A 20,866-nucleotide genomic window follows, 5' to 3' on the forward strand; every position below is an offset into this window, starting at 1 on the left:
AAATTCAGCATGTCATTAGCCGCAAAAATTACCATTGCACAACAATTGTTGGCAGAAATTGCCCAACACCACGCTCCCGCTGTGTTTGCCAATAGTTTGGGTGCAGAAGATATGGTGTTGACCGATCTGATCGCACGTCAGCAATTACCCATTCGTGCTTTCTGTTTAGATACTGGCCGCCTGCCTGCCGAAACCTATGAATTATTAGCCAAGGTGCGCCAGCATTACCCCGACTTAGCATTACAAATTTATTTCCCAGACACCGGCGCCGTTGAAGCGTGGGTGGCAACGCATGGCATCAATGGCTTTTATGATTCGGTTGATTTGCGCAAAGGCTGTTGTGAAGTGCGTAAAATGCAACCATTACGCCGTGCCCTCGCTGGGCAACAAGCGTGGATCACCGGCCTCCGCCGACAACAATCGCCAACACGACAAGACTTGAGTGATCGCAGCTTTGATGCCGATCACGGGTTGATGAAATTCAACCCCTTGATTGAGTGGACAGAGCAAGAAGTGTGGGAATACCTGCGGCAATACCAAGTGCCCTATAACGCTTTGCATGACCGGCACTATCCCTCGATTGGCTGTGCTCCCTGTACGCGAGCGATTGCAGTGGGAGAAGATGTCCGCGCTGGTCGTTGGTGGTGGGAAAATCCAGAATCGAAAGAATGTGGTTTGCATGTGTCTTCTGGGTTGAAACGGCCTAGTTAAAACCGCGCTGTTTTGCATAAAGTGAGTTGCTATGTATCAATATGATGAGTTTGACCGCCGCGTGGTTCGTGAACGGGTGGCACAGTTTCGTGACCAAACTCGCCGTTTTTTAGCCGGTGAGTTATCTGAAGATGAATTCCGCGTCCTGCGGCTCCAGAACGGTCTGTATATCCAACGTCATGCGCCGATGTTGCGGGTGGCGATTCCCTATGGTGTATTGTCCAGTCGCCAACTGCGGGAATTGGCAGGCATTGCCCGTGATTTTGACCGTGGCTATGGTCACTTCACCACACGGCAAAACATCCAGTTCAACTGGGTTGAACTGCCTAAAGTGCCAGACATTTTAGAGCGTTTGGCCGAGGTCGATTTACATGCCATCCAAACCTCGGGTAACTGTATTCGCAATACCACCACCGATGTCTTTGCCGGTGTGGCGGCGGATGAATTTGTTGATCCTCGCCCGTGGTGCGAAATTATCCGGCAATGGAGCACCTTACATCCCGAATTCGCTTTCTTACCGCGTAAATTCAAAATCGCCGTCGCTGGCAGTGCCCAAGACCGTGCCGCCACATTTGTCCATGATATTGGCTTGCACATGCAGCGCAATGCGGCGGGTGAAATTGGCTTTAAAGTGATTGTCGGCGGTGGATTGGGACGGACACCGATGATTGGTGATGTGGTGCGTGAATTCCTTCCTGCGCCGCATCTGTTAACCTATCTTGATGCAGTGTTGCGGGTATATAACCGCTTTGGTCGGCGTGATAACAAATACAAGGCGCGGATTAAAATTCTGGTCAAGGCAATGACCGTAGCCGCTTTTGCTGCCAAAGTAGAAGAAGAATGGGCACACTTAAAAGATGGCCCAGCCACACTGACGGCAGAAGAAATTCAACGCGTCGCACAGGCTTTTGTAGTGCCGCAGTATGAAACCTTCACCCAGCCTGATGCCGCTTTCCAAACCGCACTAACCGAGGTGCCCGCTTTTGCCCGTTGGGTGAAACGCAATACCCATCTGCATAAACAACAGGGTTACCGTGCTGCAATTTTGTCCTTGAAAGCCACTGGCCAAGCCCCTGGCGACTTAGATGCAGATCGAATGGAGAAAGTGGCTGAGTGGGCACAGCAATGGAGCTTTGGTGAAATTCGTGTCAGCCATGAACAAAATCTTGTGTTGCCACACGTAGCCGAGCGTGATTTGTTTACTTTATGGCAAGCCGCTGACGCAGTCGGTTTAGCCCATCCGAATGCAGGTTTGTTAACCGATATTATCTGCTGTCCGGGGGGAGATTTCTGTAGTTTGGCCAACGCAAAATCGATTCCTGTCGCCGAAGCAATTCAGCACCGCTTTGCCGATCTCGATTACTTGTTTGACCTCGGTGATATTGCCTTGAATATCTCTGGCTGTATGAATGCCTGTGGGCATCACCATGTCGGCAATATCGGGGTGTTGGGTGTCGATAAAAACGGTGAGGAATGGTACCAAATCACCCTCGGTGGTCACCAAGGCCCCGATGCCAGTTTGGGCAAAGTCATTGGCCCATCCTTTGCTCGGGCAGCCATGCCAGATGTAATTGAAAAAATCATTCAAGTCTATGTCGAACGACGTGAACCGGAAGAGCGTTTCTTGGATACCTTCCGTCGTATTGGAATTGATGTGTTTAAGGAACGAGTGTATGCCAAAGCTAGTTAGACGCGGAATTGAGGTAGAAGAACAATTCACTTGGGTTGACGAAATCAACCCCGCCGAGGGTTTACCAACGGGGGCGATCTGGGTGCCATTGGTCAGTTGGTTAAATCATCATGCCGCTTGTTTAGCACATAGCGCCCCAGTCGGTGTTTATTTGCAACCAGAGGAAGATCCAGCGTTACTGCTCCCAACCTTGCAGCAAGTCAGCGCGATTGCAGTCTGCTTCCCTGCGTTTCACGATGGGCGGGGATATAGCACAGCACGCCTATTGCGTGAGCGTTATGGTTATACTGGCGAGTTGCGCGCCGTGGGTGATATCGGTCAAGATCAGGCTTATTATCTGGCACAAGTTGGTTTTGACAGCTTCGCCCCTCACGATGAAACGCGGGTGGCGGGTGTCTTGCGCGGTTTGCAAGACTTCTCAGATGGCTATCAAAGCACTTGGGCTCGTCCACTCCCCTATTTCTTACGCCGTCACGAAAAGCCGTGACATTTGTAAAAAAACAACAACTTTGCCCCCAAGATGATAATTTTTGCGCTCAAAGTGTTGTGTATAGGATACGTTTCGCGGCGCGCCCGAATTGACAAGGGTAGAGCCCAAAACCTATATTGGCCGCTAACTGCATAACAACAGTTTGGCAATGCCCTGTCTTTGCAGTGAGCGGGTTCTAGGCGCATCGCTAACACTCCTTAAATAAACAAGAGGCATATCGGATGAAAACTTCGAACAAATTGAAATTGACTAGCCTTGCTGGTGCGATGCTGGTAGCACTGCTGTCCGCACAAGCTCACGCTGTTAAGCCAGGCTACTTGGCCGATCAAGGCACCGATAGCGTGGTTCGCAACAGCTACAATGAATGCTGGCGCACCAGCGCATTCGACAAAGCCACCAACGGCTTGGTTGAGTGCGGTGATGCCGAGAAAAAAGCAGCAGCACCAGTGAAAAAACTGGTGAAAGAAAAAGTGTCTTTGAGCGCAGAAGTGCTGTTTGACTTCAACAAATCCACCTTGCGCGCTGATGGCCGTAAAGCCGTTGATCCTGTGATTGCCAAAATCAAAAGCAATGGCGCTGACTTGCAAGCGGTTGAAGTGGTTGGCCACACTGACTACTTGGGTTCCGATTCCTACAACAAAGCACTGTCCGAGCGTCGTGCTAATGCTGTGAAAAACTACCTGGTGGCCGGTGGTATTCCTGCAGATCGCGTGACTTCGGTTGGTAACGGTGAATCCGAAGCCAAGATGACCAAAGAGTGCCAAGCGAAATTCAAAAAACGTGCTGACCTGATTGCCTGCTTGGCACCAGATCGCCGCGTTGATGTTGAAATCTCCGCTATGCGCGAAGAAGCTGCAAAATAATCGACTGATTATTGCCCGCTTCACCACCCCGTCCGACTGGACGGGGTTTTTTATTGCTTCGATGCAGCATACAATCTGAGCCTTTCTCCCCGTGGCGTAATTTTTCTGATGCAGGTCTATTCTGGTTCTTCTTCTGCTATCGCCATCCCACCCTGTGCTTTGACGATTGGCAATTTCGATGGTGTGCACTTGGGGCATCAGGCGATGTTGGCACATTTGCGTGAGGCAGCGCATCGGCGAGGGTTGCCAACCGCCTTACTGACCTTTGAGCCACTCCCGCGTGAATTGTTTACCCCACTCGACCCGCCCGCCCGCCTCACCACCCTGCGTGATCGTTTAGCGCGGTTAAAGGCCATTGGCTTGGTGGATTATGTGATTGTGCAACGTTTTAATCGTGCTTTTGCAGCCCTCAGCCCACAGGCTTTTATTGAGAAAATACTGTGCCAACAGTTACACACGCGTTATTTGTTGATTGGTGATGATTTTCGCTTTGGGGCGAAACGTGAAGGCGACTTTGGCTTACTCGCGGCACAACCTTCTTTTGAAACAGAAGCCATGCCAACCTTGGCACTAGAAGGTGAGCGAGTCTCAAGTTCGCTGGTACGACAGGCATTGCAACAGGGCGATTTGGTATTGGCAAAATGCTTATTGGGCGCGGATTACCAGATTTCTGGTCGGGTGATCCACGGTAAGAAACTGGGCCGTACCCTCGGCTTCCCAACGGCAAATGTCAATTTGTTGCATCGCAAACCTGCATTGCAAGGGGTGTTTGTGGTGGAAGCAGAAACCACTTTCGGCTGTTTACGCGGGGTCGCAAGTTTAGGATTAAACCCCACCGTGACCTCTGCTATCTCGCCACGTCCAGACTATCACCTAGAAGTCCATTTCTTTGATTTTGCAGAAGATTTATATGGGCAACGCATCACCGTCCGCTTTTTGTCTAAGTTGCGTGATGAAGAAAAATACGACAGCATAGAACAGCTGGTTGCCCAAATTACTCGCGATGCTGCTGCCGCTCGCGCCTTTTTCCATTGATCAATTGATGTACGAGAGCCCGCATGAGCCTTGATTACCGCAAAACTGTAAACCTACTTGATACGCCTTTTCCGATGCGTGGCGATTTAGCCAAGCGTGAACCCAACTGGTTAGCGCAATGGCAACAACAACAGCGTTATCAAAAGCTGCGTCAACATGCAGCAGGACGGCCTAAATTTATCCTGCACGATGGCCCACCCTATGCCAACGGTGATATCCACATTGGCCATGCCGTGAATAAAATTTTGAAAGACATGATTGTGCGTTCAAAAACCCTTTCTGGTTTTGATGCCCCTTATGTCCCCGGCTGGGATTGCCACGGTTTGCCGATTGAACATCAAATCGAAAAATTGGTGAAAGGCGATAAAACAGCTGTTGCTGCGGCACCAACTATTCACGCCAAAATCGTTGAATACCGCCAAGTTCACGGTTTAGATGCTAAAGCAACTGATCTGCCAGCATCGTTTATCCGTGAGTTATGTCGTGATTACGCCGCAATTCAAATTGAGCGGCAGAAAAAAGACTTTATCCGCCTCGGTGTATTAGGTGAATGGGATAACCCCTATCGCACCATGAGTTATCACTCAGAAGCCGGTGAGATTCGTGCCTTAGGGCAGTTGTTTGCACAGGGCTATTTATTCAAAGGCCTGAAGCCGGTGTATTGGTGTTTTGACTGTGGTTCGGCATTGGCAGAAGCAGAAGTCGAATACCAAGACAAACACTCCCCGACTATCGATGTCGGTTTTCCTTGCGTGGAACCAGAAAAACTAGCACAGGCTTTTGGTTTAGCGGCACTACCTGCTGAAAAAACCGCCTATATGGTGATTTGGACAACCACACCGTGGACGATCCCAGCAAACCAAGCGTTAAATGTGCATCCTGAATTTGACTATGTGTTGTTGGACACAGAACGCGGTTTAGTGGTGGTCGCGGCAGAGTTGGCAGCGTCTGCGTTAAAACGCTTTGGCTTGGAAGGCGAAGAAATCGCCCGTTGTAAAGGCGCGGCCCTCGATCATTTACGTTTCCAACATCCTTTCTATGACCGCACTTCGCCAGTGTTCACAGGTGATTATGTGACATTAGATGCTGGTACCGGTGTGGTGCACAGCGCGCCAGCTTATGGCCTAGAGGATTTTGACTCCTGCCGTAAACACGGAATGAGCAATGATGAGATTTTAAATCCAGTAACCAGCAACGGTACCTACGCCAGCCAATTACCCTTTTTCGGTGGTCAACACATTTGGCAGGCCAATCCGCAGATTATCGAAAAACTGCGCGAAGTCGGTTGTTTATTCTCGGCGGAAAAAATTGAGCACAGCTATCCACACTGCTGGCGCCATAAAACCCCTGTGGTCTATCGTGCAACGACACAGTGGTTTGTTGGGATGGATAAACAGGTAGAAGGTCGTTCACTGCGTGAACGCGCGCTGCAAGGGGTAGAAAATACCGCTTTCTTCCCAGCATGGGGACAAGCCCGTTTACACGCGATGATCGCAAATCGCCCTGATTGGTGTGTGTCGCGTCAACGTAACTGGGGGGTGCCCATTCCGTTCTTTTTACATAAAGAAACGGGGCAACCCCATCCAAACACCCTCGCTTTACTGGAAGAAGTCGCCAAGCGGGTTGAACAAGGTGGTATTAACGCATGGTTTGAACTCGATCCTAAAGAACTACTCGGTGACGAAGCAGCACAATACGACAAAATGCGCGACACTTTGGATGTGTGGTTTGATTCTGGCACCACCCATTACCATGTCCTGCGTGGCACCCATGCCGAGCATCTGACCTACCCTGCTGATCTCTACCTCGAAGGGTCAGACCAACACCGAGGGTGGTTCCACTCGTCGTTATTGACCGGTTGCGCCATGGATGGTCGCCCACCTTACGACCAGCTGTTAACCCACGGTTTCGTAGTCGATGGTCAAGGCCGTAAAATGTCGAAGTCGATGGGGAATGTGGTTGCACCGCAAAAGGTCAATGACTCGCTTGGTGCGGATATTTTGCGTTTGTGGACCGGCGCGACGGACTATTCTGGCGAATTGGCAATTTCCGACACGATTCTCAAAGGCGTGACGGACAGCTATCGCCGCCTGCGTAACACGCTGCGTTTCTTATTGGCCAACTTATCTGATTTTTCTCCCGCAACCGATGCCGTGGCCATCGAGCAGATGCTAGACATTGACCGTTACGCACTGGTGCGCGCCAAACAGCTCTCTGACCGTATCACGGGCGATTACTACCCACGCTATGCCTTCCACTTAGCAGTACAAGAAATTGTTGGCTATTGCTCAGAGGATTTAGGTGCGTTCTACCTCGACATCCTGAAAGACCGCCTCTATACCACCCAAGCCAACAGTGTGGCACGCCGTAGCGCACAAACGGCGCTGTGGCACATCACCCGCAGCCTATTGCTGCTGGTGGCACCTATTCTCTGCTTTACCGCAGACGAAGCGTGGGCAGTGTTAACGGGTGATGAGGAAGACAGCACGCTGTACCACACATGGCACGATATTCCACAACCAGCCGATGCCGAACAGTTAGCACAGGTTTGGCCTTTGGTACGTGCGGTGCGCGCAGCAGTGAACAAAGAAATCGAAGCACAGCGCGAGGCGGGTAAGGTCGGTTCATCATTGCAAGCTGAGGTCACGCTTGTTGCCCCTGCTGCCGAATATGCCGCCTTAGCCACCTTGGCCGACGATCTCAAATTTGCTTTGATCGTGTCGCATACCCAACTGCTGGCAGGCGAGACCTTGCAAATCACCGTTACACCAACCAGCCACGAGAAATGTGAACGTTGTTGGCATCACACCGCTGATGTGGGACAACATGCCGAACATCCAACCTTGTGTGGTCGCTGTGTAAGCAATATCGCTGGCACAGGTGAGGTAAGAGCGCATGTCTGAGCTGCCCTCGGTAGCAACACCCCGTCAACCGCTACGCTGGTTCGGCGTGGCGGGGGTGTTATTGCTGTTAGATCAGGTGACCAAGCTGTGGTTTGACAGCCAGTTGCAATATGGTGAAGTGCGCGAAGTCATCCCGCATGTCTGGAATTGGACGTTGCTCTACAACCCCGGCGCTGCGTTTAGTTTCTTGGCAGATGCAGGCGGCTGGCAACGGCACTTTTTCACGCTATTGGCGCTTGCCGTGGCCGCCGTGTTGAGTTGGATGCTGGTCAAGGGTAAGCAAAGTCGCCTGATGGATGCCTCCTGTGCCTTGATTCTCTCAGGTGCCATCGGTAACTTGATTGACCGTGTGCTATATGGCCATGTGATTGATTTTATCCAGTGGTATTGGCAAGACTTCTATTGGCCAGCATTTAATATCGCAGATAGCGCCATCACCGTTGGTGCGGTATTGATGGTGTTAGATGGCTTCCGTTCTGGGAAAAATAAGGAATAAGGCGTGACAACTTCAATTATTCTGGCCAATCCCCGTGGCTTTTGTGCTGGCGTTGATCGCGCCATTGCAATTGTTGAACGGGCATTGGAACGCTTTGGTGCACCGATTTATGTGCGGCATGAAGTGGTGCACAACACCTTTGTGGTAGAAAACCTCAAGCAAAAAGGCGCTATTTTTATTGAGGATTTGGCAGAAGTACCAGAGGGATCCACGCTGATTTACTCAGCTCACGGTGTGCCGTTATCTGTCCGTCAACAGGCAGCTGAACGGGGCTTGCATGTGTTTGATGCCACCTGTCCTTTGGTGACCAAAGTGCATGTTGAAGTCAAAAAGATGCGTGAAGCCGGCTGTGAAATCATTATGATTGGTCATGCCGGCCACCCTGAAGTTGAGGGCACGATGGGGCAATCTGAAGGTGGAATGTATTTGGTTGAAACAGTGGCAGATGTAGCGGCTTTACAAGTCAACGATCCAAGTCAATTAGCCTACGTCAGTCAAACCACCTTGTCTGTCGATGAAACAGCCGAGATTGTTGCTGCTTTGCGTGCTCGTTTCCCTGCCATTCAAAGCCCCAAGAAAGACGATATCTGTTATGCCACACAAAACCGACAAGATGCGGTGAAAGCATTAACGCAGCAGTGCGATATTGTGATTGTGGTTGGTTCACCGACCAGTTCAAATTCGAATCGCTTGCGTGAAGTGGCCGCCAGTCGCGGTGTGGCAGCCTATATGGTCGATCAGGCAGATGAATTACAGGCAGAGTGGTTTGTCGGTAGACAATCGATTGGATTGACTGCAGGGGCCTCTGCGCCTGAAGTGTTGGTGCAATCGGTGATTGCGCGGATGCGGAGTTTAGGCGTTGCGCAGGTTACAGAATTGGACGGTGTAGAAGAAAACACCGTGTTTGCGCTACCAGCAGGCTTACGCGAGGCATAAAAAAACCCGCCAAAAGGCGGGTTTTTCTCATGTCTGGAAAAGCTTAGGCAGTCTGAATATTGGAAGCCTGTTTTCCCTTAGGGCCTTGAGTCAGCTCGAAAGAAACACGTTGGCCTTCTTTCAGCGTTTTAAAGCCGTTCATGTTGATTGCCGAAAAGTGGGCAAACAGATCTTCACCACCGTCATCCGGAGTGATAAAACCATAACCCTTAGCGTCGTTAAACCATTTGACGGTACCAGTTGCCATTTGAAACTTCCTATCAATACAAAAACAGGGCGGTGGGATCCCCAAATAACACAGGTTAGAGCAGCATAAAAAGGGCAAGCCCTGTTTGTGTTGCAGACCTCATGCAATCCACCTGTGGGACGTTGTACGCGACTCTTGCGAGCCCGTCAAGTCATTGGGCATGATAATTTTTCGATTCCCCCGCAATCCCTTGAAAACAGGCAATATAAGGCCAAGATTGAAACTCGATCAGACAGGAAAGCTGTACGATGTCTAACCCACAATATCAAGATAATGTTGGCCTTGCGCCAGAAAAACAAAAACTACGACCACCGCCGATGTATAAAGTGTTGTTGTTGAACGACGATTACACTCCTATGGATTTTGTGGTACAGGTTTTGCAGGAAATCTTTCATTTGGATCGGGAACGTGCCACAAGCGTCATGCTCCAAGTCCATAATGAAGGCAGCGGTGTTTGCGGTGTGTTTACACGTGACATTGCAGAAACTAAGGTGATGCAGGTGCATGAAAGTGCACGCGCCCATCATCATCCCCTTAAATGCGTCATGGAGGAAAACAAATGATCGCCCAAGAACTGGAAGTCAGCCTGCATATGGCCTTCATGGACGCTCGGCAAAAACGCCATGAGTTCATCAGCGTGGAACATCTACTGTTAGCCATGCTAGATAACCCGTCAGCGGCGGATGTGTTGCGGGCATGCGGGGCTAATCTTGAGCAGATGCGGCAACAGCTGACTCAATTTATCGAAGAACACACCCCAAAAGTAGAAGGGGATGATGAGGTTGAAACTCAGCCAACACTGGGTTTCCAACGCGTTATCCAACGTGCCATCCTGCATCAACAAAACATCAGCCGTCTCGATGTGGTGAACTTTATTGCTCATGGTGTGAGCAAACAAAAATCACCACCGCCAGCCGAATCGCGTAGCCACGACGATAACGAGCAAGAACAAGAAGGAAGTAACGGCAACAGCCCACTTGATGCCTATACACAAAATCTCAACCAACAGGCGTTAGCAGGCAAAGTAGACCCGCTAATTGGTCGCGATCATGAAGTTGAACGCGTGATTCAAGTGCTGTGCCGGCGGCGCAAGAACAATCCTTTGCTGGTTGGTGAGGCTGGTGTCGGTAAAACAGCGATTGCTGAGGGTTTAGCGCGCCGTATCGTGCGTAACGAAGTGCCTGACGTATTGCGTGAGGCAGTGGTCTATTCGCTCGATATGGGCGCCTTGCTGGCCGGTACGAAATATCGTGGTGATTTTGAACAACGTCTGAAGCAAGTGATTAAACAGCTGACAGAAGACGAAAACGCTATTTTGTTCATTGACGAGATTCATACCCTGATTGGTGCCGGTGCGGCATCGGGTGGGACATTAGATGCCTCTAACCTGTTAAAGCCCGCTTTATCCAGCGGTCTGCTGCGTTGTATTGGTGCAACAACGTATAACGAATACCGTGGCATCTTTGAAAAAGACAATGCCTTATCCCGTCGTTTCCAAAAAATCGATGTGATCGAACCCACGGTTGAGCAAACCATTCAGATTCTAAAGGGACTGAAATCGCGTTTCGAAGCCCATCATGGGGTGAAATACACGGCATCGGCGTTGAGCTCGGCGGCAGAGTTGTCGGCACGCTATATCAACGATCGCCATTTGCCAGATAAAGCGATTGATGTGATTGATGAAGCTGGGGCAGCGCAAAAGATTTTGCCTAAGTCGCGGCAAAAGAAAGTGATTTCTAAGCATGAGATTGAAGAAATCATTTCTAAAATTGCACGTATTCCAGCAAAAACCATCTCGAGTGATGACCGTAATACGCTGAAAACGCTTGAGCGCGATCTCAAGTCAGTGGTATTTGGACAAGACAAGGCAATTGAAGCCTTATCATCGGCGATCAAAATGTCGCGCTCTGGATTGGGCAATCCAAGCAAACCGATTGGGGCATTCTTGTTTAGTGGCCCAACTGGGGTCGGTAAAACCGAAGTGGCTAAACAGCTGGCATATATCCTAGGCGTAGAGCTGCTGCGCTTTGATATGTCGGAATATATGGAACGCCATGCGGTCAGCCGGCTGATTGGGGCGCCTCCTGGTTATGTTGGCTTTGAACAAGGTGGCTTGTTGACCGAGCAAATTACCAAACATCCTTACTCGGTGTTGTTGTTGGATGAAATTGAAAAAGCCCATCCCGACATCTTCAACATCTTGTTGCAGGTGATGGATCACGGTACGTTGACCGACAACAATGGTCGCAAGGCAGACTTCCGCAATGTGATTGTTATCATGACCACTAACGCTGGTGCAGAAAGTCTGTCTAAAGCCACCATTGGCTTTACTAACAGCCGTGCTGCTGGTGATGAAATGGCGGATATTAAGCGTCTGTTTACCCCAGAATTCCGCAACCGCTTGGACGCTATTATTTCGTTCAAGATGTTGGATGAAGAAATTATTCTGCGGGTGGTGGATAAGTTCTTGATGCAGCTTGAACAGCAATTGGGAGAGAAGAAAGTCGATATTCACTTCTCCGACAAGCTGAAACGCTATCTGGCACAAAAAGGCTTTGATCCACAGATGGGCGCACGGCCAATGGCACGCTTAATTCAAGACTCGTTACGCAAAGCCTTGGCTGATGAATTGCTGTTTGGTCGTCTGGTAGGCGGAGGGGAAGTTACCGCCGATTTGGATGACAACGAGCGGGTGATTTTGCACTTCCCCGAAGCACCGCAATCAGCGGCACCTTCGGTAGAAGAAGCCGCCATCTAAAGACATCACGAGTGCAACAAAAAAGCCCACCGAAGTGGGCTTTTTTGCTGTCTAGCGAATTAAGCAGAAGCTTTACGCGCTGGCAGTTTTTCTTTGATACGAGCGGACTTACCGGAACGGTCACGCAGGTAGTACAGTTTAGCGCGACGCACATCACCACGGCGTTTCACTTCGATGGATGCCACCAGCGGGGAGTAGGTTTGGAAGGTACGTTCAACGCCTTCGCCGGAGGAGATTTTACGCACGATGAAGGCACTGTTCAGGCCACGGTTGCGTTTCGCAATCACCACGCCTTCGTAAGCCTGCAGACGCTCACGGTTACCTTCTTTCACTTTCACTTGCACGACAACGGTGTCGCCTGGTGCAAATTCAGGGATGGTTTTGCCCAAACGAGCGATTTCTTCTTGTTCCAGTTGCTGAATCAAGTTCATGTTTTCAGTCCTTTTTTGTGGCATCTTGTTCCTGCTGGTACTGTGCCAGCAGCCGAGATTCCTGTTTACTTAAAGTGCGTGCTAACAACAAATCAGGCCGTCGTTCTGCAGTGCGCCCAAGCGATTGTTTTAATCGCCATTGGGCAATCGCAGCATGATTGCCTGACAATAGAACGTCTGGCACTGCTTCCCCGTTGTACACTTCGGGGCGCGTATAATGTGGGCAATCTAATAGACCACTCACAAAAGAGTCTTGTTCTGCCGACTGGTTGTCGTTCAGTACACCAGGCAGACGTCGCAAAATGGCATCCATCAATACCATCGCTGGCAGCTCACCACCTGATAACACATAGTCGCCGATGGAGATTTCTTCATCGACATCTTGTGCAATCAAGCGTTCATCCACGCCCTCATAGCGCCCCGCCAATAAAATCAGACTCGGCAAAGTAGCCAATTGGCACACTTTACTCTCTGTCAGCGGTTTACCTTGGGGAGAGAGATACACCACATGGGATTGTGCTGAGGTGGCGGCCTGTTGCCGTGCACGAGCAGCTGCAATCGCTTGGTGTAGCGGATCTGCCATCATCACCATTCCTGGCCCACCCCCATAAGGGCGGTCGTCGATGGTGCGATAGTTATCGTGGGCGAAATCACGCGGATTCCAGCTATGGAATGACCAAATATGTTGTTCTAGCGCACGACGGGTAATCCCATGCGCGGTAATCGCCTCGAACATCGCTGGAAACAGCGTAATCACATCAATCTGCATCAAAGGTTTGCCAATCAATAATCAGCTTGCCAATCGACGACGATAGTGCCCGCTTGGATATCGACTTCTAGCACATAGACAGCAACAAAAGGAATCATGATTTCTTGTTGTTCACTGTCTTCAAGCACTAGAACATCATTTGCGCCAGTTTCAAACAGCCGCGTGACTTTACCTAAGGTTTGACCCTCGCGGTTAATCACACTTAAGCCGACTAAATCTGCCCAATAAAACTCCCCTTCCTCTGCGGCTGGCAGCTCAGAACGCGGAATAGCAATCAGAGACCCACGCAAGGCAAAAGCCTGATCGCGGTCGTTGATGCCTTCGAGCTGGGCCACCACGGCCTTGGGCTGAACAGCCCCGTCGAGAAAGGTATAGCGTTGCCATTGGCCGGGTTGACCTAACCACCATTCTGGATAGTCGAATAAGCTATCTGCGTATTCGGTTTCAGCGTGGATTTTGAGCCAACCGCGTATACCAAATGCACCGGAGACATAGCCCATCACGACCATGTCTGTATCAGGTGCTGGATTTTTCATCATCTGTGCTGTCATGCCGAATTAGGCAGCAGCTTTCTTTTCAAACTCTTTAACGATTTTGGCAGCAGAGTCAGACAACTGTGCGCCAACACCACGCCAGTAGTTCAGGCGATCGAGAGCGATACGAGTACGTTCTTGTTTTTCGTTAGCGACAGGGTTGTGGAAACCGATGCGCTCGATAAAACGACCATCACGACGGCTGCGAGAGTCAGCGACGATGATGTTGAAGAAAGGACGATCTTTAGCACCGCCACGGGCAAGACGAATTACGACCATTTTTCAAAACCTTCCAAAAACCGATTGCGTAAAAGCCGAACATTCTACACAGAAAGTCCGGCTGCCGGCAAACGATGTTCGCACAATTAGTCCTCAATCAAGACCTTAGTCACCCAAGTCAGGGCACGATCTTCTGGATGAGGGTCGACTTTGAAGCCTAATTTACCCATTAGCTTCAACATTCCTTTGTTATTGGCTAACACTTCGCCGTACATAATTTTCAAGCCTTGTTGACGGGCAGCGTCGAATAAACGCTCCATCATAATCACACCGATACCGCGTCCCTGCCAATTATCGCCAACCACCAGCGCAAATTCACACGACTCATTGTCTGGGTTCATAAAGTAACGCGAGGCTGCTAACTGTTGCGTTTTGCCGTCAATAGTCGCCACCATCGACAGCGCCATCTCACGGTCGTAGTCCAACTGGGTGAAGCGTACCAACACCGGACGCGACAATTCTTTAATGCTCGACATATAGCGATTAAAGCGGCTTTCCTCTGACAAGCTGCGTACAAACTCCTGCTGCATATCGGCATCTTCTGGACGCATCGGGCGGATCATCACTTCGGTTCCATCACGCAAGGTCATGTATTCCACTAAATCAGTGGGGTACGGCATGATGGCCATATGACCGTAGCGACGGCGGTTGCCTTGTGGCGCACGAACAATAATTCGTGCATCCAATGCTAAAACCCCCTGTTCGTCGGCAATCAGCGGGTTAATTTCCATTTCATAAATGGCGGGCAATTCACACACCATTTCCGACACTCGCAACAAAGTCGCTTTTAGTGCCTCGCGGTCGATAGCAGGCATGTTCTTGAAACTGCCGAGGATACGATTCACGCGAGTGCCATCAATCATGCTGTTGGCCAAGTAATCATTCAGCGGTGGCAAGGACAATTTGCGATCGTCTAATGCTTCTGCCGCAATACCCCCTGCGCCGAAGGTCAACACTGGGCCGAAGGTATTATCATGGGTACAGCCCAACATCAGTTCACGACCGTATGGGCGTTTTACCATCGGTTGCACCATGATGCCGTTGATGTTGGCATTCGGCATTTTTTCACGGGCACGTTCAATAATTGCGCTGAACATGGCTCGCAGTGCAATTTCTGTACGGATATTCAGCTCGACACCGCCGACATCCGATTTATACAAAATATCGGGTGAGTCAATTTTCAACACCACTGGATAGCCGAAGGTTTGCGCCAATTCCACTGCTTCATCAGCCGTCCGTGCCAAACGGGCTGGATTGGTTGGAATGTGGAAGGCTTCTAGCACCATCTTCGATTCAATCTCACTCAATACCTCACGCCCTTGGTTCATTGCGGTTTCGATAATCTCGCGGGCGGCATGGATATTCGGTGGGGTCGCTTCTTCTTTGAGTGGGCCGGGGGTTTGTAATACCAACTGTTGGTTATGATGGAAGGCTGCCAAAGCACGGAACACTTCAATAGCAAATTCAGGCGTCCGGAAATGGGCAATTTTTTCACGGCTGAACACTTCGCGACTGGCTGCCACACGGGCATCGCCTAACCATGACATAAACAGCGGTTTTTGAATTTCTTTTTGCAGGCTGGCCATCAACTCAGCGGTGGCGAGATGATCTGTACCTGCTTGAGGGGTAAAGATCACCAAGATGCCATCGACGTTTGGATCTTGTGCCGCCACTTTAACTGCGGTACGGAAACGGGCAGGACTGGCATCACCGATGATGTCGATTGGATTACCCCGTGACCAATCTCGCGGCATCTCGTGATCGAGTTGGGCGAGGGTTTCAGGACTGAGTTGAGCCAGCGGTACGCCGTTGGAAATGGCACTGTCTGCCGCCAAAATACCGGGGCCAATACCATTGGTCACAATCGCAATGCGGCCACCTTGCGTACGATAATTGGCCGCCAGCACACGGGCGGCAGTAAATAATTGGGCAATGGTATTCACCCGCAGCACACCGGCGCGGGCTAAAGCCATATCAAATACGTCTGCATCGTCAATCAGATGGCTCGATTCGGTGATACCGTTGAGGTGGGCATCACTGCGTCCCGATTTAATCACCACCACAGGTTTACTACGCGCAGCGGCGCGTAGCGCACTCATAAAGCGGCGGGCATCATGGATATGATGGGTGTGAATCAAAATCCCCTGCGTGTTATGGTCGGCCACCAGATAATCGAGGATTTCACCAAAGTCGATATCCGACCCTTCTCCCATCGACACCACACTTGAAAAGCCCATTCCTTTGGCATCAGCCCAATCGAGCATGGCGGTACACAACGCGCTGGATTGTGCCACTAAAGCTAGGTTGCCACTCTTGACACGGCCAGCGTAATTACTCGCGTTCATGCCAATGATCGGACGCATCAAGCCCAAGGTATTGGGACCGAGGACACGAATACCATATTTGCGTGCGCTGGCAACGGTTTCTTCGATCACTTCGGCTTCAAGCGGCTCAAAGTCGCCAAACTCTTTCACCAAAACAACGGCTTTGACCCCTTTTTTACCACAGTCTTTCACCACCGCTGGCCAAGTGCGGACTGGCGTAGCAAACACCGCCAAATCAACTGGCCCTTCGATCATCCGCACCGAAGACACCGCAGCAATACCCGCCACCAACTTGCGGTTGAGGTTAACTGGGTAGAGCTTGCCTTTGTAGCCAGAGACTAAGATGTTGGAAAAAATGGCCTGACCAATCGATCCGGCGGTGTCGCTGGCACCCACCACTGCAACCGCTTTTGGCGCAAACAGAGGGGTGAGATAGTGAGGTTTCATGATGTTTATTCCCGTATGAAGGTGGCTGGGGTGCGGGTTGCGTGTCCAGCCAAGTTTTTCGATTGTGCAATGCAGCAATTATGCGCTGAAAATAGAATTGATCACAAAAATGAATACCGCTTTGCCGGCTTTTGCCTAGCCGTGTTGTCGCTTTTTTGCTATGTTTGACCGCTTTATTTCGTCTTATTCCGCACATCGATACGTCGTCTGGCGGCATTTCAGGAGCTTCTTCATTATGAGCAAACGCGTTGTCACGCTCGCCCACTACTACACCACTCCCGAGATTCAAGGCATGGCCGACAAGGTGGGTGACAGTTTGGAACTCTCGCTCTTTGCCCGCGATGCCCAAGCAGACATCATTGTGTTTGCTGGCGTGCGTTTTATGGCGGAGACCGCCAAAATCTTGAACCCGCAAGCCGAAGTGATCTTGCCGGATGCAGGTTCCACGTGTTCTTTGGTGACACAAACCGATGTCAATGCCTTACGCGCTTGGCGTGAAAGACATACTGATTATGTTCATGTCTCGTATATCAATTCTTCTGCCGAACATAAAGCTTTATCCGACTGGATTGTGACTTCACGCAATGTTGACGATATCATTGCGCATTTGTATGCCGAAGGGAAAAAAGTCATTTTCTCACCTGACCGCAATATGGGCGCCTATTTGAATTATCAATATGGGTATGATATGCCTTTGTGGAGTGCGGTTTGTGAAGTTCACGACAAATTTAATGAAGCAGCCTTACAAGCCGCTTTTGCGGAAGTCGAAGGCCCGTATTCTTTAATTGCTCACCCAGAGAGTCCCTTGCCTGTGCTGAAACAAGCGCACTATGTCGGTTCAACCTCTGGTATGTTGAATTGGGTAAAAGCCTATCAAGGTGCGGTGACAGCGCCGATTTTTGTCGCCACCGAAGATGGCATTTTGTTCAATATGAGCCAAGCGCGCCCCGACCTAGATTTGCGTCAAGCGCCGATTTACGCCGGTTGTCAGTGCAATTCCTGTCCTTACATGAAGATGAATACCATCGAAGCAGTGCGTCGGGCACAGGCAGGCGAGGGCACACGGATTGATTACCTCAGTCCAGAACAGATGGATGCAGCCCGATTGCCGATTGAGCGTATGCTGGAATTCAGTCAGCGCTATTACGCCTAACAGAGCAAAACATGAATATCTTAATTAGCAATGATGACGGTTACTTTGCACCCGGTATTGCTGCTTTGGCCGAGGCGATGCAAGCGTTTGGCAATGTAACCGTGGTGGCACCGGAACGTGACCGCAGTGGTGCCAGTAACTCATTGACCTTAGATCGGCCATTGTCGTTGCGCAAAGCACCAAACGGGTTTTTCTACGTCAATGGTACGCCGACTGATTGTGTGCATTTGGCAGTAACTGGGATGTTGGATCATCTGCCAGACCTCGTGCTGTCGGGGATCAACCACGGTGCCAATATGGGAGATGACACGCTCTATTCCGGTACGGTTGCAGCGGCAACCGAAGGATTTTTACTCGGCGTGCCGTCAATTGCGCTATCACTGACCGGTAAACCCGGTGAACACCTGTCCTCGGCAGTCGAAATCGCTTCTCGTTTGGTGCGACGTATCCAACATCGGCCACTACCTGCGCCGGTGTTGTTGAATGTCAATGTGCCAGATCGGCCATGGCAGGATATTCAAGGTGTGGAAATCACTCGTTTGGGCCGCCGTCATCATGCCGAGCCAGTGATCAAAACACAGAACCCGCGTGGTGAAATCGTCTATTGGGTAGGGCCGGTAGGCAGTGCTCAGGATGCAGGCCCGGGGACAGATTTCCACGCCAATGCGGCTGGAAAAATTTCAATTACTCCGTTGCAAATTGACCTAAGCGCCTACGCGCAATTAGCAACACTTGAGGCATGGTGGGATGAATCTGATTCGTAATGGTATTGGCATGACATCAGAGCGCACACGGTTGCGCATGATTGAACGACTGCGCGACCGAGGAATACAAAATGAACAGGTATTACAAGCCATGTTCGCTATTCCGCGTCATGTTTTCGTTGAACCTGCGCTAGAAAGTCGTGCTTATGATGACGCTGCCTTACCATTAGGACAAGGACAGACCATTTCTCAACCCCATACGGTGGCACGGATGAGTGAGTTGCTGTTAGCGTCTCCGCTCAAACCACGCAAGGTGTTAGAAATTGGCACCGGTTGTGGCTATCAAACCAGTATTTTGTCATGCTTGGTCGATGAGGTTTTCTCTGTCGAACGACTGGGGACATTGTTAGAGCGCGCACGCGCCAACTTAAAGGCACTCAACATTCGCAACGCCCGTTTAGCCCATGCCGATGGCCAAGCAGGTTTGATCGAAGCCGCGCCCTATGATGCAATTTTAGTGACAGCGGCCAGTCGTGATGTGCCAGCGGCTTTATTGACCCAATTAAAACCCCAAGGGCGAATTATCATGCCGTTGGGAGATGCCACACAGCAACACTTATGGGTGATTGAGGAAATCGACCGTCAACAACGTCGCACTCGCTACGATGCTGTGCGTTTTGTGCCGTTGTTGACAGGGCGTGGCTAGCTGTCCCTGCGGCTTTGTGACACACAAGCCGCCAGTTTTGTGCATCAAACAACCATGTTATTGAGCGTGTTGCACCAGTGATGGGCTGACGCTGAACCCCTCCCCAGCGTTCGGTTGGGGAAGATGTCATTCAGGATGATTTTGCATGTCTTTTTTCCCTTCTCGTCATCTTATGCGATGCCTACCTGTGGTGGTAATCGGGCTGTCTGCTTGCTCAAGTTTGGTGCAAGAGCCCGCCCCAATCGTGCATAAAAATCGCCCAGGGATGGAAACTTCTCCTGTGGTTGCCACGCCGTTACCAAGCCAAAGTGCAGCAACCGTTTATCAACCGCCGCCCTCTGGCCAAATACAAGTCCTCTCCGCACCACCGGCAGCACCACTGCGTACCCCCTCTCAACCACCGGTCAAACCTATTGTGCCAACCACACCGGTTGCTGTCGCCAAGCCAACGCTGGGTGACGATGAGCTGCCGCCAGAAACCTATGTCGTCAAGGCAGGAGATAATTTATTTCGCATCGCTTTAAACAATGGCTTGGGCTATCGCGAGCTGGCGGAATTAAACGGTATTGCCGATCCAGCAGATATCAAAGTGGGTCAAGTGTTGCGTTTGCGAAACAACCAAGAGCTCTTTAGCCAAGCCCGTCCGGTAGTTGATCAGGCTAAACCCCCTGCTGTTACTGTTAGCGAACCTTCTGCCGTGCCAAGCAGTCGTACAGGGCAACAGAGTGAGACACAAAAGACCTATCCAAAAGCGGTGAAACAGCCGTATTCTGCCCAAGCAGCAGGGCAAATCGGCGAGAAAGCCGAAGGCAAACCGGTCGGTCAAAGCAAACCAACCGAAGTAGCCAAAACAGAAAAGCCGGCGGACAAAGCCAACACAGAAAAACCCTCGGCAACAGCAAGTAGCAGTAAAGTTGCAGAGACAAAAACCGATAGTAAAACAGAACAAAAAGATTCAAAATCACTTGAAAAAGAAAAAAACACCAGCACTACTGCTAAAGCCGAAGTTTCACCGGGTAATCTGAATGCGGAATGGATTTGGCCGGTGCAAGGTAAAGTCATTGCCTCATTTAATGAAAACAATAAAGGCATTGATATTGCTGGAAAAAGTGGTCAGCCTGTGTACGCAGCAAATTCGGGTAAAGTGGTGTATAGCGGAACCGGTTTACGTGGCTATGGTAAGTTAATCATCATTAAACACGATAAAACCTTCCTCTCCGCCTACGCGCACAACCGTCATTTGCTGGTCAAAGAAGGCGATGATGTGAAGAAGGGCCAAAAGATTGCAGAGATGGGGAATACGGACGCTGATCAGGTAAAACTGCATTTTGAAATCCGCCGGTTTGGCAAGCCTGTCGACCCTATCACCTATCTGGGCAAGCCATAGCCAA

At 50.5% G+C, this 20,866-nt stretch carries 20 protein-coding genes; 14 read left to right on the forward strand and 6 right to left on the reverse strand.

The window, feature by feature from the left end:
* Positions 1-9 precede the first annotated feature (9 nt).
* The 8 genes from G465_RS0101650 to ispH all read left to right on the forward strand — a co-directional run bounded on the left by G465_RS0101650 (position 10) and on the right by ispH (position 9,124).
* The gene (locus G465_RS0101650; protein WP_022652741.1) at positions 10-711 is read left to right on the forward strand and encodes a phosphoadenylyl-sulfate reductase; all 702 of its coding nucleotides are present in this window, start codon (positions 10-12) and stop codon (positions 709-711) included.
* Positions 712-742: 31 nt separating this feature from the next.
* A complete protein-coding gene (locus tag G465_RS0101655; protein ID WP_022652742.1) occupies positions 743-2,401 on the forward strand; it encodes a nitrite/sulfite reductase in 1,659 nt (552 codons plus the stop codon).
* Positions 2,385-2,888, forward strand: coding sequence for a DUF934 domain-containing protein (locus G465_RS0101660; RefSeq protein WP_022652743.1), 504 nt, complete (start codon positions 2,385-2,387; stop codon positions 2,886-2,888). Before G465_RS0101655 ends, G465_RS0101660 begins: the two co-directional genes overlap by 17 nt.
* A 224-nt stretch (positions 2,889-3,112) precedes the next feature.
* Positions 3,113-3,754 carry an OmpA family protein gene (locus G465_RS0101665; RefSeq protein WP_022652744.1) on the forward strand — a complete coding sequence of 214 codons (642 nt, stop codon included), beginning with the start codon at positions 3,113-3,115 and terminating at the stop codon, positions 3,752-3,754.
* 108 nt (positions 3,755-3,862) lie between these two features.
* Positions 3,863-4,789: a bifunctional riboflavin kinase/FAD synthetase gene (locus tag G465_RS0101670; protein WP_027405068.1), complete on the forward strand. Its 927-nt coding sequence runs from the start codon at positions 3,863-3,865 to the stop codon at positions 4,787-4,789.
* A 23-nt stretch (positions 4,790-4,812) separates the two neighbouring features.
* A complete protein-coding gene (gene ileS / locus G465_RS0101675; protein WP_022652745.1) occupies positions 4,813-7,692 on the forward strand; it encodes an isoleucine--tRNA ligase in 2,880 nt (959 codons plus the stop codon).
* Positions 7,685-8,188, forward strand: a complete 504-nt coding sequence (lspA, locus tag G465_RS0101680; RefSeq protein ID WP_022652746.1) for a signal peptidase II — start codon at positions 7,685-7,687, stop codon at positions 8,186-8,188. Before ileS ends, lspA begins: the two co-directional genes overlap by 8 nt.
* Before the next feature lie 3 nt (positions 8,189-8,191).
* Positions 8,192-9,124: a 4-hydroxy-3-methylbut-2-enyl diphosphate reductase gene (ispH, locus tag G465_RS0101685; protein WP_027405070.1), complete on the forward strand. Its 933-nt coding sequence runs from the start codon at positions 8,192-8,194 to the stop codon at positions 9,122-9,124.
* Positions 9,125-9,167: 43 nt separating this feature from the next.
* On the opposite strand, the gene G465_RS0101690 is transcribed toward ispH, so the two are convergent.
* Complete coding sequence (locus tag G465_RS0101690) at positions 9,168-9,371, reverse strand: cold-shock protein (RefSeq protein ID WP_027405071.1); 204 nt, start codon at positions 9,369-9,371, stop codon at positions 9,168-9,170.
* Between the two features lie 248 nt (positions 9,372-9,619).
* Between G465_RS0101690 and clpS the strand changes: the two genes are divergently transcribed.
* On the forward strand, positions 9,620-9,934 hold the full coding sequence (gene clpS / locus G465_RS0101695) for an ATP-dependent Clp protease adapter ClpS (protein ID WP_022652747.1): 315 nt from the start codon (positions 9,620-9,622) through the stop codon (positions 9,932-9,934).
* Positions 9,931-12,129: an AAA family ATPase gene (locus tag G465_RS0101700; protein WP_022652748.1), complete on the forward strand. Its 2,199-nt coding sequence runs from the start codon at positions 9,931-9,933 to the stop codon at positions 12,127-12,129. The genes clpS and G465_RS0101700 overlap by 4 nt, the downstream gene beginning before the upstream one ends.
* Before the next feature lie 59 nt (positions 12,130-12,188).
* Here G465_RS0101700 and rplS read toward each other — a convergent pair whose 3' ends face one another.
* From rplS to G465_RS0101725, 5 genes are all read right to left on the reverse strand, one after another.
* Positions 12,189-12,560, reverse strand: coding sequence for a 50S ribosomal protein L19 (rplS, locus tag G465_RS0101705; RefSeq protein WP_022652749.1), 372 nt, complete (start codon positions 12,558-12,560; stop codon positions 12,189-12,191).
* A 4-nt stretch (positions 12,561-12,564) separates the two neighbouring features.
* Positions 12,565-13,329, reverse strand: coding sequence for a tRNA (guanosine(37)-N1)-methyltransferase TrmD (trmD, locus tag G465_RS0101710; RefSeq protein ID WP_027405072.1), 765 nt, complete (start codon positions 13,327-13,329; stop codon positions 12,565-12,567).
* 14 nt (positions 13,330-13,343) lie between these two features.
* Positions 13,344-13,865: a ribosome maturation factor RimM gene (gene rimM, locus G465_RS0101715; RefSeq protein ID WP_081642664.1), complete on the reverse strand. Its 522-nt coding sequence runs from the start codon at positions 13,863-13,865 to the stop codon at positions 13,344-13,346.
* Positions 13,866-13,886: 21 nt separating this feature from the next.
* Positions 13,887-14,141 (reverse strand): 30S ribosomal protein S16, encoded by a 255-nt coding sequence (gene rpsP, locus G465_RS0101720; protein WP_022652752.1) that lies wholly within the window; start codon positions 14,139-14,141, stop codon positions 13,887-13,889.
* An 86-nt stretch (positions 14,142-14,227) separates the two neighbouring features.
* Positions 14,228-16,912: a bifunctional acetate--CoA ligase family protein/GNAT family N-acetyltransferase gene (locus G465_RS0101725; protein ID WP_022652753.1), complete on the reverse strand. Its 2,685-nt coding sequence runs from the start codon at positions 16,910-16,912 to the stop codon at positions 14,228-14,230.
* 235 nt (positions 16,913-17,147) lie between these two features.
* Here G465_RS0101725 and nadA point away from each other — a divergent pair, with 235 nt between their 5' ends.
* The 4 genes from nadA (at position 17,148) to G465_RS0101745 (ending at position 20,862) form a co-directional block, all read left to right on the forward strand.
* Positions 17,148-18,065 (forward strand): quinolinate synthase NadA, encoded by a 918-nt coding sequence (gene nadA, locus G465_RS0101730; protein ID WP_022652754.1) that lies wholly within the window; start codon positions 17,148-17,150, stop codon positions 18,063-18,065.
* Between the two features lie 11 nt (positions 18,066-18,076).
* The gene (gene surE / locus G465_RS0101735) at positions 18,077-18,829 is read left to right on the forward strand and encodes a 5'/3'-nucleotidase SurE (RefSeq protein ID WP_022652755.1); all 753 of its coding nucleotides are present in this window, start codon (positions 18,077-18,079) and stop codon (positions 18,827-18,829) included.
* Entirely contained in the window at positions 18,813-19,475 is a 663-nt protein-coding gene (locus tag G465_RS0101740; protein WP_022652756.1) for a protein-L-isoaspartate(D-aspartate) O-methyltransferase, read from the forward strand. The genes surE and G465_RS0101740 overlap by 17 nt, the downstream gene beginning before the upstream one ends.
* Positions 19,476-19,620: 145 nt before the next feature.
* On the forward strand, positions 19,621-20,862 hold the full coding sequence (locus G465_RS0101745; RefSeq protein ID WP_022652757.1) for a peptidoglycan DD-metalloendopeptidase family protein: 1,242 nt from the start codon (positions 19,621-19,623) through the stop codon (positions 20,860-20,862).
* Positions 20,863-20,866 lie beyond the last annotated feature (4 nt).

The sequence above is a fragment of the Aquaspirillum serpens DSM 68 genome, assembly GCF_000420525.1.
GTDB classification, from domain to species: domain Bacteria; phylum Pseudomonadota; class Gammaproteobacteria; order Burkholderiales; family Aquaspirillaceae; genus Aquaspirillum; species Aquaspirillum serpens.